The organism is Acinetobacter sp. YZS-X1-1, from assembly GCF_000804305.1.
Lineage (GTDB): Bacteria > Pseudomonadota > Gammaproteobacteria > Pseudomonadales > Moraxellaceae > Acinetobacter > Acinetobacter variabilis.
This window is the reverse complement of sequence record NZ_JWHB01000005.1, coordinates 38,766-55,015: the sequence shown is the minus strand read 5'-3', so window position 1 is coordinate 55,015 and position 16,250 is coordinate 38,766. Positions and strand designations below refer to the sequence as shown.

Sequence of the window (16,250 nt, the reverse complement as noted above, 5' to 3'; positions counted from 1 at the left end):
TCTGATTTGTGAAGAAGCTGATTTTCATGGATTGACTGTATAAGGTTAAAACTAAGCCTTATCTTTATAGATTTAATGCTAGGAACTCTTCTTTCTTTTACTTTTGTTTCGGCAAAAGTAACAAAACCATTTGTCATCCACAAAACTCGTCATATACCATCTTTTTGCAGAGATATCGCAGAACCTATATCAGGCAAAAAGAGTCCTGCCTCACACAGTTGTGGATGACGTTTCCGCGTATCCAGTGATGGATTTGTTGAGTTAATTTTTTATGAATATCGTCCTGCTTGATCCCCGCCAAACCGAATCTGATCTATGGTCAATTACGTCAAAGCGGCAGCTGGAACATTTGCAACAGCATCTTGAGGTTCAGGTCGGTGACACATTAAAAGTCGGAATTCGGGAAGGGAAACGGTATGTAACTGAAGTTGTCGAAACTTCTGAAAAAGCAGTTTTATTGAAACCGATTCAAGAAGAAGCAGTTCCTGCAAAGCTGCCTGTTACTCTAATTGTAGCTTTACCACGTCCTAAAGTTTTGCGTCGTCTGATCATGGATGCTGTGACCATGGGCGTAGAGAAAATCATTTTATTGCATAGCTATCGGGTGGATAAAAGCTATTGGCAGACACCATTTTTGCAGCAGCTGAATCATTATGTAGATCTTGGTTTAGAACAGGCAGGGGATACGCTTGCTCCGAAAATTGAGCTGTATAAACGCTTTAAACCTTTTGTCGAAGATATCTTACCGGGACTCATTACAGCTGACCGTCCAGCCTTTGTTGCACATCCTTATGCGGAACAGCCGATGCCATACGCACTTCAGCATCCTTGCACGATTGTCATTGGCCCGGAAGGTGGCTTTATTCCTTATGAGGTCGATTTGTTCATAAAAAACGGCTGCCAGGCAGTGAGCCTTGGCAACCGTATTCTCCGTACTGAAACGGCAATTTCGTATGTTTTAGGTCGACTGTTTAGCGCGAGCTGAAGCATCTTCATGGCCATCGCCACGATAGATTTTCACTTCCTGCACCGGATATGGAATCGAAATGTTATGTTCAGCAAAGGCTTGAATTACCCGTTCCTGAACTGCACTGATTGAGGTACCTATGCCTGTTTCAGTGGTATTGACCCACCATAATGCTTTGAGGGTAATCGAGAAGTCTGCCAGTGCAATCACATTGACGCTAAATGCAGGTTGACTCAGGATGGTCGGATCTTTATCCAGAATTGCAGTAATAATATCCTTGGCTTTCTGGATATCATCTTCATAACCAATACCGACCGAAAATTCACAGCGGCGACGGGTATAAGCAGTATTCACCGTGACTGCACTGGTATAGACCGTAGCATTTGGAATTACGATACGACGACCATCTGGCGAGCGTAAAAAGGTTGCACGAATCTGGATATCTTCTACGGTACCCTCCAGACCATTCACGATAATGTCATCGCCAATCTTGAAGGGTTCCCCCAGCAAAATCAGTACGCCTGAGAGCAGGTTCTGGAAAATATCCTTAAATGCGAAACCGATCGCCACCGAACCAATCCCAAGCGCACTCATCAGCTGACCTGGGGTGAAGCCTGGAATTGCAATCACCAGCCCGATTAATACGCCAAAGAAAACAATCACGGTACTACCGACACGGTTCAGCACCAGCACCAGATTCTGTCGGGTATAAGTACGGTTTTCTAAAGTCTTACGGACAAAAAACTTAAATAGTTTTGACAGTAACCAGAAAATGACAATGACTATTAGCGCAATACAGAAATAAGGCACACGCTCCCAGAAACCTTCCATGATCTTATCAATGGTGCTATAGGCATCATTGTACTTGGAGGTATGTTCGATCACGGTTTGGGCAGTTTTTTCAGTCGCCTGATGCAGGAGCTCAGTCGTCCCTTCAGTTACTTGGCTTAAAGTATTTTCTTGCTCAGCCACAAAAACTCCACAATTTAAATTTCGCTTATTTTGCCTCAACTACAGCAAAAAATTAATAACAACGAAATTTATACACAATATATTTATGTAAAATAGACACAACTGTCTTAAAAGAACTCAGTCGTTTTTTGTTTCACTTCACTTGGGATTCTTGAAGGCTCACCTTCACTCATATAAGAGAATAACGCAGTCGTCGCCAACAGGCTCAGTACGGTAAAAATGATTACCAGCCAGGCCACAATTTTTTCCCAGACGGGGCTTGTACGTATCGGGCCATACTGATTGCTGCCTCTTGTTCCCGGAAAAAGCAGGATATAAATCCAGACAAACAGATTGATCAAAGGCACGAAGAATAGCAGCATCCACCAGCCACTGCGGTCTAGATCGTGTAAGCGCCGTACCGTAATCACAATACCGAAATACAGGTAGACCAGCATGATCGCCAAGGCAAACAGGCTGGATAAGCCATGCAGGGAAATTTGCCAGTTTGAATCTACCGATAGGCTGGCAATGTTCACAATATCAATACTTAAACCTAGCGCAATACTGCTGCATAAGAAAATAAACTGTAAAAATGCAGACCAGGCAATAAAACTCAAACGTCCAAATCGGCCCCTGATCGATAAGGGATGATCTGCTGCAGGAAAAGGGGGAGGGAAATAGGAAGGTTCAGTTGAATTCATGGGCAAGATCCTAAGCCTGTATAAAATACAGCGAGAGTGGGCGACTCATTTTATTTGACGATAGCAATATCTAGCTGACTTTGGCCATAGCTGAGCATTATCCGAAGTTATTCTGATTGAATTTGAATAAATAATCTACGACGAAAGCATGATTGTCGGATTTGAAATATGCAGTACATACTGCCATTATGCATAAAAAACAATCAACAAAATGCCATCAAGCTCTCGTGATGAGATAGAACAAGATCAAGGAAGCGAACAATGAAAGAAATCTATCCAGTACCAGCAGAATTTAAGAAAACCGCACGTACCACTGATACAGAGTATTTTGAACGTTATCAGCAATCCATTGAACAACCGGATCAGTTCTGGGCTGAACAGGCACAGCGCTTGGACTGGATCAAACCTTTTACCCAGGTTAAAAATACCAGTTTTGATAAAGACAATTTTAAAATTGAATGGTTTGCAGATGGCCAGCTCAATGTCACTGCCAACTGTCTGGATCGCCATCTTAAAGAACATCCTTATAAACCGGCGATTATCTGGGAAGGGGACCATCCGTCCCGTCACAAGATTATTTCTTTTCATGAGCTTTATGATGAAACCTGCCGTTTCGCCAATGTTCTGAAAAAAAACGGGATTAAAAAAGGCGACCGGGTGGTGCTGTATATGCCAATGGTCTCGGAAGCCGCAATTGCCATGCTGGCCTGTGCCCGGATTGGTGCAGTGCATTGTGTGGTGTTTGGTGGTTTCTCACCTGATTCTCTGGCTAGCCGGATTGAGGACAGTCAGGCCAAAATGGTGATTACCGCAGATTCGGGTATGCGTGGTGGTAAAGCCATTCCATTGAAAGCCAATGTGGATGAAGCGCTGAAAATTGCTGGCACCGAATCGGTTGAACATGTCATCGTTGTACATCGCACTGGCAATCCGGTGGAAATGCAACAGGGACGTGATCTCTGGTATCACATGGAAATTATGACCGTGAATGAGATCTGTCCGCCTGAGCCGATGAATGCGGAAGATCCACTGTTTATCCTGTATACCTCGGGTTCAACCGGAAAACCTAAGGGCGTACTGCATACCACAGGCGGTTATCTGACTTATGTGAATTGCACCTTCCGCGAAGTTTTTGACATCAAACAGGATGATGTGTTCTGGTGTACTGCCGATGTCGGCTGGATTACCGGGCATTCCTATGTGCTGTATGGTCCGCTTTCTAATGGTACAACCACGGTCATGTTTGAGGGGGTACCACAATATCCAAGCTGGGCACGTACCGGACATATCGTCGACAAGCACAATGTGACCATTCTCTATACCGCACCAACTGCCATTCGTGCCATGATGCGTGAGGGGGATGCCTATGTGCGGGAAAGTGATCGTAGCAGCCTGAGAATTTTAGGTTCGGTCGGTGAGCCGATTAACCCGGAAGCTTGGAACTGGTATTACTCGGTAGTTGGTGAAAGCCGCTGTCCAGTGATTGATACCTGGTGGCAAACCGAAACCGGTGGTTTTATGATTACGCCTTTACCGGGCGCGACTGACCTGAAACCGGGTTCTGCAACCCGACCATTTTTTGGTATACAACCAGCCATTGTCGATGCAGAAGGCAAGGAAATTGAAGGGGTGGCAGAAGGCAATCTGGTAATTAAAGATTCCTGGCCAGGTCAGATGCGCACCATTTGGGGTGACCCGGGTCGCTTTATTGAAGCTTATTTCTCGACCTATCCGGGAACGTACTTTACGGGTGACGGCGCACGTCGTGATGAAGATGGCTATTACTGGATTACTGGTCGTGTCGATGACGTACTCAATGTCTCAGGCCATCGTCTGGGTACGGCAGAAATTGAAAGTGCACTGGTGGCCCATGAAGCTGTTGCCGAAGCGGCTGTGGTGGGTATGCCGCATGACATCAAAGGTCAGGGGATTTGTGCCTTTGTCACCTTGCAGGCAGGGACTGAAAGTACTGAACAGCTGCGCGGTGAACTGGTAGCTTGGGTACGTAAAATTTTAGGGCCAGTGGCAACGCCAGATGCCTTGTACTGGGCACCCGCTTTACCTAAAACGCGTTCAGGAAAAATTATGCGCCGGATCTTAAGAAAGATTGCTGCCAATGAACTGGATAGTCTGGGTGATACTTCAACATTGGCGGAGCCACAGGTGGTAGATCAATTGATTGCTGAAGTGCAGCGCAATCAAGCATAAGTTTGGGACGTTCAAATACCGGCATTATTTGCCGGTATTTTTGTCTCAGGAATAAGCTCTGCATGCTTTCGAATATAGTGCCAAGCTGCAATCTGCTAAGCTAAAACCATGCTGAACTTAGGTCAAAAGAATGAATGTACGACAACAATATTTAGATCAATCTCCCCTGCAAATTGCCCAGCAACTGGCAGAAACTTTTGCCCAAACGGCCGCAGTTCGTGACAAGCAGGGCGGTAATCCTAAAGCCGAGCGTGATCTGATTCGCCAGAGTGGCTTGCTGGGCCTGTCCATTCCAAAACAGTATGGTGGTCAGGAAGCAGACTGGCAGACGATTTTTAAAACCATTCAAATCATTGCCCAAGTCGATAGTTCATTGGCACATGTTTATGGGTTTCATCATTTGCTGATTGCAACGGTTCAATTATTTTCCCAACCGGAACAATATGGTCCATGGTTTGAGCAGACTGCTCGGGAAAACCTGTTCTGGGGCAATACCTTAAATCCACTGGACCGTCGTACTACCGCAACAAAAGTTGCTGAAAAAGAATATATTTTTGATGGAAATAAAAGTTTCTGTTCTGGCTCTATTGATTCCGATATTTTACTGTGCTCAGGCTATAACGACGCTGGAAAATTACTCATTGGGGTAATTCCAACAGCACGTAAGGGCGTAAGTTTTCTCGGTGACTGGAATAATATGGGTCAACGTCAGACTGATAGCGGCACCAGTCATTTCGAGCAGGTCAAAATTCATGAAGATGAATTGCTTTTAAATCCGGGTCCACTCAGTACGCCGTATTCAAGCTTACGTCCTTTAATTGCCCAATTGATTTTTGTGCATCTGTTCCTCGGTGTAGCAGAAGGCGCATTTGAAGTGGCCAAACAAACCGTACAAACCCAAAAAGCCTGGTCAAAATCATTGGTAGAAGATGCAGTGAATGACCCCTTTATCCAGAAGCATTTTGCCGATTTTTATGTGCAGCTGGAAAGCGTGCGTTTGCTAGCTGATAAAGCGATTCAAACCTTACAAGCTGCTTGGGATCTGGGCAATGATCTCACTGCTGAACAGCGTGGTGAAGTTTCAGTTGCGATTGCCATAGCCAAAATCGCGGCCACCAATACATCTCTCTATATCACCCAGAATATTTTTCAGGTGATGGGCGCGCGTGCGACCACGGCCAAACTGAATCTGGACCGTTTCTGGCGTAATGTTCGCACCCAGACCTTACATGATCCGGTAGATTATAAATATCAGGAAGTTGGGGAGTGGATCCTGACCGGGAAAGTGCCTGATCCAAGTTTTTATTCTTGATATGAAAATAAAAAGCCTCTGATACTGGAGGCTTTTCATATTAGATGAAGTGATAGTTTCTTCTAAATCTGCTTAAAGGCTTCTATGGCTCGTACACGAGAGGCTTTTAAATCGACAATCGGTTTTGGATAATCCAGTTCCAGATCAGGATTTTTGGCATAAGGTTCATGAATGGATTTGACATCCAGATGCGCCAGTTCAGGCACCCACTCGCGGATATAGTCTCCATTGGGATCAAACTTCAGGGACTGGCTGACCGGATTAAAAATCCGGAAGTAGGGCACGGCATCCATGCCAGTTGACGCACACCATTGCCAGCCACCGTTATTCGCAGCCAGATCGCCATCAATCAGATGCTGCATAAACCAGCTTTCACCCAGTCGCCAGTCGATCAGCAAGTTCTTACACAGGAACATCGCAGTGATCATCCTGACCCGGTTATGCATCCAGCCTGTCGCCAGCATTTGCCGCATGCCGGCATCCACAATCGGAATTCCGGTCTGGCCTTGCTGCCAGGCAACTAGGTCTTCGGGAGCATTGCGCCACTGGATCTTATGGGTATTTTGCTTAAATGGTTGGTGTTTGGAGACACGTGGAAAATCAAACAGAGTCTGTAGATAGAATTCTCGCCACAAGAGTTCATCCAACCAAGTCTGTTGACCCACATCCTCAATCTGGAAATAGCCATCCTGAAAAAGTGCCTGCACACATTGACGAACTGAAACGATACCGATATTCAGATAAGGGGAGAGACGGCTGGTGCCATCAACTGCAGGCAGATCACGGTCGGTTTTGTAATGAGCCATTTTGTCCTCGATAAAATCATCGAGCAGGTCCAAGGCAGTTCGATCTTCCATAGACCAAAGTTGGGCAGCATGCTCTACTACATAATCTGCCGAGAATTTTTCCAGATCAACATTGATGAAATCAGTAGGTAATTGGATTGGATCTTGAGCTTCAATCTCAGGATAGCAGGCGGGTACATCCAGAATTAGCCGCTCATAGCATTTTTTCTTAAAGGCACTATAGACCTGATACGGTTGAGTGGACTGGTTTCGGATACTGCCGAGAGGAAACAGGGTGCGGTCATGATAGAGCTCGACCCTGATCTGTTGCTGTTCCAGTAATTGCTGCACTTGAGCATCACGTTCCAGTTCATTGACACCAACTTCGATATTGGCATGCAGGTTTTCAATTTTCAGGGTTTGACATAGATTCAATATTTCTGGTGCCAAATCTTCCCACAAAGGAATATTCAATATGACAAGTGGGATATTCAGTTGCTGTAGCTGCTGTTTTAAATATTTGAGCCGGCGCAGATAAAAATCAGTTTTGATCCGGGCATCCTGATGCCGTTGCCATTGTTCGGGAGAGAGGACTGCTAGCGCAATGCAAGGACCTTGCTGGGTCGCATGCCAGAGTGCGACATGGTCATAAATACGGAGGTCTTGGCGGAACCAGATCAACTGCATGGGAATAACGTTCTGAATTGGAATCAGATTATTTTATTCATTCCACCTGAAAATTCTGTATAGAAACGTAGACGTAGGCAGAATGATCAGTTAAAAAAACCGCCTATGGTATAAGCGGCTCTTTCATTTTAACGCTGGTGAATATTTTCTAAGGTATCTACCAAGGTACGCGTGGTCTGGTCAATTTCATAATTGACTTCATCACCTACTTTGGCATTTTTCCAGGTGGTCAGACGCAAAGTTTCGGGAATCAGATCAATCGAGATTTCACTATTGGCACGATCGACGCGATTGACGGTCAGGCTGCAGCCGTTCAGACCAATAAACCCTTTTAAGAAAAAGTATTTGATATTGCCATCCAGGATCTGAATGTCGATATGGTAGGTTTCACCGCGATGTTCCAGATTTTTAATGATCGCTGTACCTTCAATATGTCCATAAAGATTATGCCCGCCATTTTCTGCACCGACTTTGGCAGAGCGTTCAACATTCACTTCATCACCTACTTGAAGAGATTTTAAGGTGGTGAGGGCAAGGGTTACATTGGAGATATCAAAGTGAATCTGATTTAGCTTCTGATCAATAGTCGTTACGGTGAGGCAGACACCATTGATCGCAACACTGGCGCCAATAAAGACATCCTGAAAAAACTGATTTTCGTTGCTCACAACAATAGTAATGAAGCCATTGTCCTGGCGAATATCCACGACTTTTTCCAAGCCTTGTACGATACCGGTATACATAATTTAAATTTCTATCTCATCGAGTTTGGCTTCATTCTAGTCAAGAATAAAGCAGGCGGCTATCTTTATGCCGAGAACACTGTGTTGCACAAAAAAAATCCCTCAAGCCGAGCCTTGAGGGAATGAATCGTTATGCTGAGCATTATTATAGTTTAAACGAGCTCAGCTTCTTGTTCTTCTTGTTGCTGTTCAGCTTGCTGCGCTTCGAGTTCACGCACGAGTGGCAAGACTTTTTTACCGAAGTATTCCACTTCTTCAATAAAGTGCAGGAAGCCTGAAAGAACCAGATCAACACCGACTTTTTTCAGTTCGATGATACGTTCCGCAATCTGCTGTGGCGTCCCGATCAGGTTGGTACGGAAGCCATCGTTATATTGCACCAGATCTTCAAACGTAGATTTGGCCCAGTTACCTTCACCTTCCTTACTGGCTGCACCCGCTTCACGCGTTGCCTCACCGAAAGATTTCACCGCCTGAACATTGGCCTTAGCGATGATTTCTTTTAATACTGCTTGCGCTTCCTCTTCGGTATCACGTGCAATCACAAACGCATTTACGCCAATTTTCACAGAGTGATTATTCGCTTTGGCTTTTTCACGAATATCATCAATTTGTTTTTTTAGCTCTTCTGGCGTATTGCCATTGGTGAAGTACCAGTCAGACACGCGAGATGCCATATCACGTGCTGCCCGAGAACTTCCCCCCTGGAAGATTTCAATATGCGGTTTCTGTCGCGGTTTTGGACTCAAGGTATAGTCTTTGAACTGGTAGTATTTACCATCAAAACTGAAATTATTTTGAGTCCAGACCCCTTTCAGGCTGCGAATAAATTCTTCTGAACGTGCATAACGTTCGTCATGTTCCGGCCATTCTTCACCAATTGCATCAAACTCGCCACGGAACCAGCCACTTACGACATTAATCGCAATTCGGCCGTTGGTGAGATGGTCAATGGTGGCCAGCTGCTTCGCTGCCAGCGCAGGCTTCCATGGGCCCGGCAAGATCGCGGCAATCACTTTTAAGCGTTCAGTTTTTGCCAGGATGCCGTAACTGAAGCTGACTGATTCATGCTGGTTTTCAGCGTTATAGCCCGCAGTAAAACGGATCTGGGTCAGGGCATAATCAAAACCTGCTTTCTCAGCAGTTTGCGCCAGACGGACATTATAGTCATAGCTCCAGTCAGTACGCTGTTCGATGTCGCTGACCACCAGACCGCCGCTGACATTTGGAACCCAGTAAGCAAATACAATATTTTTATCTTGAGACATTATTCTTACCCTCTGAATGAAGCGGCTATTAAGCCACTTGAGTCTTTGGCGCTTTCTTGCTGTGCAAATGGGATTCTGCGGCATCCAGACTTGGCACTGCAGCTGAAGGTAAAACTTCTTCCTGTTCGATTTGCTTGTTGATGCCCAGGTTCTGGTTGGCTTGCTGAGATTTTTCTTTAATAACCTCAGCACGCTGCCCCTTTGCTGGTGCCCATTCAAGGATTGGTAGGGCACGAGCCACTGCCAGGGTAATACGGGCACGGAGTAATTCGCTGTGAATGGTGTATTCAGGCGTAAAGTCATGATCTGTGGCATATACCCCGATTGGTAAGGTTTGTGCCTGGAAGAAGCTGAATAATGGGCGTAATTGGTGCTCAAGAACCAGCGCATGACGGTCACTACCACCAGAAGCTGCTAAAAGAACCGGTACATCTACCAGCGCCGTTTGTTCTACGAAGTCAAAGAAATGCTTGAACAGGCCCGTAAATGAAGCGCGGTAAACAGGCGTACCAACAATCAGGGCATCTGCTGCTTCAACGGCTGCCAGATCATCCTGCACGCGTTGCGGTAACTGGTTACGGTAAATTGCACCACCTAAAAGCTGGCCGATTTCGCTAAATTTAATGAAATGTACATTGATTGGCGTCGCTTCACCCAGTTCATCCAGAATGGCTTGAACCAATGCTTCGGTTTTAGATGGGTGATTCAGGCCGCCAGAAACAGCCACGATGTTTAAAGGTTTTTGCTCGGAAAAATGGGACATGTGAAGTACCTAAAAATGGTTAAGCTCGGAATGACCCTATTAATCCCGATTGCCGGTGTAAAATAACGAAATGCTGAAAAGTTATCTGATTTTTCTATATAAGCGGAAAATGTGCTTCTGAAACGGATAGAGCTGGATAAATGGCTGATAACTATATTTATATTGAATAAAGATAAGCTATGCAGAATAGGAATAAATCATATATAAAAAAGTGATGAGAATTAAAGAATTATTGAAATAAGCCAAAATTTAAAAAAATTAAAGAAAAACTCCACATTATTTAAAAAATTGGCGATCTTGCATATCCATAAACTGGCTTGTGTGGTTAGAATAGGAGCTACTGTGCACAAGATCTCTCTCACGTCCTATGAATATTTTAATCGTTGATGATCATCCACTGTTTCGTCATGCTCTGATCCAAGCTGTTCGTTATAGTCTGCCACAAGCGCAGATTCATGAAACTGCAGCAGTCAATGAATTTTATGAACGTCTAGAAAATGGTCCTGAGCCTGATCTTGTCCTTCTGGATTTAAACCTGCCAGGTGCATCGGGCTTTTCTGCTCTGGTCCACGTTCGCGCACAATATCCTTCGATTCCAATTATTGTCGTTTCTGCTCACGAAGAAGCTAGCATTATCCAGCGTGCGATTGCACATGGTGCGATGGGCTATATTCCAAAATCGGCACATCCAAGCCATATTGGTGAAGCAATTCGCGAAGTCCTCGAAGGGGAAATCTGGTTACCACCCAATCTGCCAGCCAACATGAACTTCGATCCGCGTGCTGCAGATGAAACTGCATTGGCAGAACGGATTCAGTCTTTAACACCACAACAGTTCCGTGTCTTGATGATGGTAGCCGAAGGCTTGCTGAACAAACAGATTGCTTATGAACTGGATGTTTCAGAAGCCACCATTAAAGCGCACGTGACAGCAATCTTCCGTAAGCTGGGTGTACAAAACCGTACCCAAGCCGTGCTTGCTATTAATGCCTTGAATATTGAAGAAAAGAAAATGTAAGTGATGCAGCTTACATAATAAAAAAGACCTCAGAGGAGGTCTTTTTTATTGAGAGAATATTGCGGATTAAGCAATATAATCCTGTTTTTGGGTAACATCGGTACAGAACATGGGATTCAGTGCGGATTGCAATTCATCAATTTGTTCTTGAGTGACATAACCTTTGGAGATCAGATATTCTGCCACGCGGTCATCACGCAGACTCAGGAAAGTCGCATCATAAACACCAAGATCAACAAACAGGGCAGCGGTTTCCAGACTATTGAAACGGTCCAGATAAACTTCATCCTCATACATCAGGAACACATGCTCGTCTGTGCTATTCGGATCAACCTGTAGGTGCTCTGCCAGTTCATGCGGGCAAGTTTTGATAAAGAGCAGATCAGAGAGTTCGTCAAATTGGGTCGTGTCCAGACAATCTTCTTCATTCTTTACTTTACCGAGCCACGCTTTAAAGACCAGAACAGCGCCACCACGCAGCAGCATACTCCAGATCTGATGACGGGTTTTTGCTGGTAAATCTTCGGCTTCCGCTTCCAGAGAGTCAATTAGCTTATTTTCCTGTTCAGCCAGACGTTCAAATAGACCTAAACCTTGCGGTTTATAGGCATAAGGTTCAAAGACATCAAAATGCAGTTCATCAAAAACTTGCAGAGCTAAAGGAACTGCATGCTGATATAGGGTTTCGAGTGCCTGAATCTGGGTATCGTCGAGTTTGCTGTATTTAAACATTTGTGCCCAGTCGATGCTGGGTAATAAGGCATTAGCACCATATTGGCGATGGAATTGCTGAGTCTGTGCGGGAAGCTGAGCAATTGATTCATCGAGTTTCATTTTTATAACTCCTATCTAGCAGTGCAAATAGACCAGCTGCCAAAAGGATTTAGGCATTGTCAGATGGAAACTGATCGTTTCTTATATTGTCTATTTTTAGAACTAAGCTTGTTGTATTAAAAATACGACCAAAGTTCTATCTGACATAAAATAGTATTAAAAATTAATTTAAAACAATAACTTAAATAATTGTAACCAGGTGTACACATGTATATTAATAGATTTGGTGGCTTTTGCCATAGAGAATGCTGAAATGATAATTTTGAGCAATTTATCAGCAGGAATTATGTGAAATTTGGTGCTTTTAGCACATTGGCCTGATTTTTTTGCCACTCAGGTAAAGATAGGTATTTATTCAGTATAAAAAATGCCCATCTTAAATCATTAAAATGGGCATCGAGATGAAAATAAAAAGTTTTAGCTACCAGAGATTTTTAGACCGGATAACCATGAACGGAGTGAAGCGGGCTTCAACGGTTTTTTCAGCAGGACAATATTTAAATCCTTCAGGCGCTGTGGCAGTTCCGGATCAGAATCTGCGGTAATCAATGCCACCGGAATATCACTACTACGATGTTCCAGAATAAAGTCCAGACCGATCTTGTCCTGGTTTAAATGCTGATCGACCAGCCAGACCTGAATATTTTCCTGCTGGATCATTTCGGCTGCCTGTTCTGGTTCGGTGGCTTTAAAGACCTGATAGCCCCATTTGGTCAATAAGGTCGACATGCCTTCCAGAATGGTTTCATCATTGTCCAGACATAGAATCTTAAAGGCCTTGGACTTCAATGGCACAGCCTGAACAGGGGCGGCAACGACTTTCGGTGCTGCGGTCAACGGTACTTCAATCATGAAGCAGGAACCTTTGCCCAGTTCGGAAGAAACATGAACTGGATAATCCAGTAGTCCGGTCATACGTTGCACGATAGCGAGGCCAAGCCCCAGACCCTGTTCACCCCAAGGCGAAGTATGGCCACAACGCTCGAATTCCTGGAACAGCTTGATGCGCTGTTCTTCAGCAATACCGGGACCGGTATCCCAAACCCCGATCCGGATATGATTTGGCCGGTTGCTAGAACGCAGTACACCGACCACGACCTTACCTTTGGCGGTATAACGTAGGGCATTGCTGACAAAGTTCTGGATAATCCGGCGAATCCATTGTGGATCGGTGTCAATCCAGAACTGGGCATCATGCACTCGCAGTTTGATGCCACGCTGTGCCGCAATGGATTTGAATTGCAGTTCCAGATCACTTAATAAATCATGCAGTGGATAAGCCTGGCGTTTCGGCTGAATCGTACCGCCCTCCAGTCGGGCAATATCCAGCAGGGCTGAGAGCATGCTTTCTGCACCATGCAAAGCACGATCTAGTTGCTGCAGGGTCTTGCGATCTTCTTCGCTTTGTACGCTTTGCTCCAGCGCCGTACTGAACAGACGTGCAGCATGCATTGGCTGTAACAGGTCATGACTGGCGGCAGCAATAAAGCGGCTCTTGGACATATTGGCTTTATCGGCCTGTTCACGCGCCAGTTGCTGTTCAGACAGGGCATCGGCGAGCTGCTGGGTACGATCCTGAACCCGGGCTTCTAGTACCGCTTCATTTTCGCGGAAGGCAGTAATGTCGGCAAAGGTCGTCACGAAACCACCACCTTCAATCGGATTACCCCGCATCTGAATCACGCGGCCATCTTTACGGATCCGTTCAAATTCATGCGCGCTACCGACCTGCATCCAGTGAATCCGTTTACGCACATGTTCTTCAACCGAACCTGGACCACATTCACCGCGTTCAGCGTTATAACGGATCAGATCAGCGATTGGACAACCGACATAAACAATATCTTTTGGGTAGTCGAACAGTTTCAGATACTGGTTGTTCCAGGCGACCAGACACATGTTTTCATCAACCACACTCACCCCTTGGGTCATATGGTCGATCATGGTCATGATCAGGTTCTGGTTAAAACGCTGCCATTGTGATGCCTGATCCAGAATATTGGCGACCTGACCAAGCGCCAGGCCATTATTGACCATCGCTGTAGTCAACAAGGTACGTGCCGATGCTGCACCAATGGTACCGGCCAGATACTGCTCGGTGAAACGCCACCACATGCCATTGGCACTGCTATTTTCATTCAGTTCCACACTGTTTTGAGCACAGAACTGCTGGAAGGCCTGCATGGTCGGGCCTTCACCGGTAATGCGCTTGGCCAGCGTAATCAGGTCACCAACTTTTAAACGGGCCACATCCTGATGCGAGTAGCTGACATCAGTCGATGGACTTTGTGATGGAAGTGGCTTGGTTTCATAGTAGAAGAAACTTTCCGCCTGAATCTGTTCAGCCACACTTGGGCGGAACATCCGGGAGACCCAGATATATAGGAATGTGTTCAGGCCTAGTGCCCAGACCACACCATGCGTCAGAGGATCAAAAGATTCGAAACCGATCAGGGCTTCAGGGCGTAACCAGTTCAAGCCCAAAGGCCCTTGTTCCAGAAAACTCTGGCTGAACTGCTGATAGGCTTCTGGCAGACTGCGCAAAATCGTTGGTAATAGCAGGGTATAAGACCACAAAGCAAAACCGGTCAACAGACCCGCATACACGCCTTGCTTACTCCCACCACGCCAATACAGACCACCAATCAGAGCAGGGGCGAACTGTGCCACAGCACTAAAAGCCAGCAGACCAAAGACTGAGAGCTGGTCAATATCATTAAAAAAGTTGAAGAACAGAAAGCCCATCAACATCACGGCCAGAATACAGATCCGGCGGGTAAATTTGAGTACCAGTGGTAAACGCTTGTCATGCCGTGAGATCAGGTTTAAACGCCAGAGCGCTGGCATGATCAGGTCATTACTTAGCATGATGGATAAAGCGACTGAAGATACCAGCAGCATGCCGGTCGAGGCCGAGAAGCCCCCTAGGAAGGCCAATAAAGTCAGCCAGTCCTGATTATAGCTAAGCGGTAAAGACAGCACTGCGACATCAGGAATCGCTAGGTATTGAGGTGCCGCATGCAGTGCCCAGCTGGCAATCGGGATAATTGCTAGTGTGGTCAGAATCAGATAAATGGCAAACCAGCGACGTGCACCACGGATATGTTTTTCATCCCGTAATTCAACTACGGCGACATGAAACTGACGCGGTAAACAGATAATCGCCAGTGCAGCCAGCAAAGTCTGTACCCAGAAGCTTTCCGGTACACCAAACAGCTGTACATCATGGAAGGTAGACTGAATATCGCTACTGATCTGAGGCAGATTTTCTGGTGCTTCAAAAATGAAGAAACAGGCTACGGCCAGCAGGGCAAATAGCTTGACGAAGGACTCAAAGGCGACAGCCAGCATCAGACCGCCATGCTGTTCAGTGTTGGCAATCTGCCGGGTACCGAAAATCATCGCCAAGATTGCCAGGACGCCAGTCAGGAACAGTACGCTATTGGTGGTACTGGCAATCCCTGCGGAGGGTTCCAGAATGACCGCCGCACTCAAGGCAATTGCACGTAACTGTAAGGCCAGATAAGGAATGATGGCAATCACCGCCAGAATGGTGACTAGCGAAGCCAGAGGCCCACTTTTACCATAACGTGCAGCGACAAAGTCCGCGATTGAAGAAATGGCATGGTGCTGGCGTACCCGTCCCAGACGGCGCCAGATATCGTAACCAATCGCGACAAAGAGCAGGGGACCAAGATAGATCGGCAGGAAAATAATCCCTTCACGAACCGCAGCACCGGTCGCGCCATAAAATGTCCAGGAAGAACAGTAGACGCCTAAAGTTAAACTAAACAATAGCATGCGGCCACGGGTACTGAGCCGACTGGCATGTTTTTCCCCATAGAAAGCGCAAGTAAAGAGTAAAGTGATATAGAGGGCGAGCACCCCTATGATGAGCCAACTGTTCATATAGCCTGATGTGTACTGTGCATGATGCTATGATACCGCATCATGCACTCAGCAGTTTAAATTGATCATTTTTTAACGACCAAAGTCTAAATTACAAGTCA

General features: G+C 45.7%; 12 protein-coding genes. 4 read left to right on the top strand and 8 right to left on the bottom strand.

Annotation, left to right across the window (positions count from 1 at the left end; all coding sequences use genetic code 11):
• The first annotated feature begins 271 nt into the window (after positions 1-271).
• The gene (locus RJ01_RS04835; protein WP_005232660.1) at positions 272-985 is read left to right on the top strand and encodes a 16S rRNA (uracil(1498)-N(3))-methyltransferase; all 714 of its coding nucleotides are present in this window, start codon (positions 272-274) and stop codon (positions 983-985) included.
• On the opposite strand, the gene RJ01_RS04830 is transcribed toward RJ01_RS04835, so the two are convergent.
• Positions 959-1,939, bottom strand: coding sequence for a mechanosensitive ion channel family protein (locus tag RJ01_RS04830; RefSeq protein WP_004781520.1), 981 nt, complete (start codon positions 1,937-1,939; stop codon positions 959-961). The genes RJ01_RS04835 and RJ01_RS04830 overlap by 27 nt on opposite strands.
• Before the next feature lie 107 nt (positions 1,940-2,046).
• Complete coding sequence (locus RJ01_RS04825; RefSeq protein ID WP_034170236.1) at positions 2,047-2,622, bottom strand: DUF805 domain-containing protein; 576 nt, start codon at positions 2,620-2,622, stop codon at positions 2,047-2,049.
• Positions 2,623-2,883: 261 nt separating this feature from the next.
• Between RJ01_RS04825 and acs the strand changes: the two genes are divergently transcribed.
• Positions 2,884-4,830 (top strand): acetate--CoA ligase, encoded by a 1,947-nt coding sequence (acs, locus tag RJ01_RS04820; protein ID WP_034170235.1) that lies wholly within the window; start codon positions 2,884-2,886, stop codon positions 4,828-4,830.
• Between the two features lie 130 nt (positions 4,831-4,960).
• Positions 4,961-6,142: an acyl-CoA dehydrogenase family protein gene (locus RJ01_RS04815; protein WP_005232654.1), complete on the top strand. Its 1,182-nt coding sequence runs from the start codon at positions 4,961-4,963 to the stop codon at positions 6,140-6,142.
• A gap of 62 nt (positions 6,143-6,204) precedes the next feature.
• Here the strand turns inward: RJ01_RS04815 and RJ01_RS04810 are convergent, their stop codons facing one another.
• The 4 genes from RJ01_RS04810 to msuE all read right to left on the bottom strand — a co-directional run bounded on the left by RJ01_RS04810 (position 6,205) and on the right by msuE (position 10,388).
• Positions 6,205-7,614: a deoxyribodipyrimidine photo-lyase gene (locus RJ01_RS04810; RefSeq protein WP_034170234.1), complete on the bottom strand. Its 1,410-nt coding sequence runs from the start codon at positions 7,612-7,614 to the stop codon at positions 6,205-6,207.
• Positions 7,615-7,742: 128 nt separating this feature from the next.
• On the bottom strand, positions 7,743-8,357 hold the full coding sequence (locus tag RJ01_RS04805) for a riboflavin synthase (RefSeq protein WP_034170233.1): 615 nt from the start codon (positions 8,355-8,357) through the stop codon (positions 7,743-7,745).
• Between the two features lie 152 nt (positions 8,358-8,509).
• A complete protein-coding gene (gene sfnG / locus RJ01_RS04800) occupies positions 8,510-9,625 on the bottom strand; it encodes a dimethylsulfone monooxygenase SfnG (RefSeq protein WP_034170232.1) in 1,116 nt (371 codons plus the stop codon).
• 28 nt (positions 9,626-9,653) lie between these two features.
• A complete protein-coding gene (msuE, locus tag RJ01_RS04795) occupies positions 9,654-10,388 on the bottom strand; it encodes an FMN reductase (RefSeq protein ID WP_034170231.1) in 735 nt (244 codons plus the stop codon).
• 367 nt (positions 10,389-10,755) lie between these two features.
• Here msuE and RJ01_RS04790 point away from each other — a divergent pair, with 367 nt between their 5' ends.
• Positions 10,756-11,406, top strand: coding sequence for a response regulator transcription factor (locus tag RJ01_RS04790; protein WP_004781530.1), 651 nt, complete (start codon positions 10,756-10,758; stop codon positions 11,404-11,406).
• Between the two features lie 66 nt (positions 11,407-11,472).
• Here the strand turns inward: RJ01_RS04790 and RJ01_RS04785 are convergent, their stop codons facing one another.
• Complete coding sequence (locus RJ01_RS04785; protein WP_034170230.1) at positions 11,473-12,240, bottom strand: hypothetical protein; 768 nt, start codon at positions 12,238-12,240, stop codon at positions 11,473-11,475.
• Positions 12,241-12,657: 417 nt separating this feature from the next.
• Positions 12,658-16,149 carry a PAS domain-containing hybrid sensor histidine kinase/response regulator gene (locus RJ01_RS04780; RefSeq protein WP_034170229.1) on the bottom strand — a complete coding sequence of 1,164 codons (3,492 nt, stop codon included), beginning with the start codon at positions 16,147-16,149 and terminating at the stop codon, positions 12,658-12,660.
• Positions 16,150-16,250: the final 101 nt, after the last annotated feature.

Excerpts from the sequence above, each read along its gene's own strand:
- RJ01_RS04805 (WP_034170233.1), bottom strand. The coding sequence starts at position 8,357 with ATGTATACCGGTATCGTACAAGGCTTGGAAAAAGTCGTGGATATTCGC.
- RJ01_RS04780 (WP_034170229.1), bottom strand. The coding sequence starts at position 16,149 with ATGAACAGTTGGCTCATCATAGGGGTGCTCGCCCTCTATATCACTTTA.
- RJ01_RS04825 (WP_034170236.1), bottom strand. The coding sequence starts at position 2,622 with ATGAATTCAACTGAACCTTCCTATTTCCCTCCCCCTTTTCCTGCAGCA.
- acs (WP_034170235.1), top strand. The coding sequence starts at position 2,884 with ATGAAAGAAATCTATCCAGTACCAGCAGAATTTAAGAAAACCGCACGT.
- RJ01_RS04835 (WP_005232660.1), top strand. The coding sequence starts at position 272 with ATGAATATCGTCCTGCTTGATCCCCGCCAAACCGAATCTGATCTATGG.
- RJ01_RS04810 (WP_034170234.1), bottom strand. The coding sequence starts at position 7,614 with ATGCAGTTGATCTGGTTCCGCCAAGACCTCCGTATTTATGACCATGTC.
- RJ01_RS04815 (WP_005232654.1), top strand. The coding sequence starts at position 4,961 with ATGAATGTACGACAACAATATTTAGATCAATCTCCCCTGCAAATTGCC.
- RJ01_RS04785 (WP_034170230.1), bottom strand. The coding sequence starts at position 12,240 with ATGAAACTCGATGAATCAATTGCTCAGCTTCCCGCACAGACTCAGCAA.
- sfnG (WP_034170232.1), bottom strand. The coding sequence starts at position 9,625 with ATGTCTCAAGATAAAAATATTGTATTTGCTTACTGGGTTCCAAATGTC.
- msuE (WP_034170231.1), bottom strand. The coding sequence starts at position 10,388 with ATGTCCCATTTTTCCGAGCAAAAACCTTTAAACATCGTGGCTGTTTCT.
- RJ01_RS04790 (WP_004781530.1), top strand. The coding sequence starts at position 10,756 with ATGAATATTTTAATCGTTGATGATCATCCACTGTTTCGTCATGCTCTG.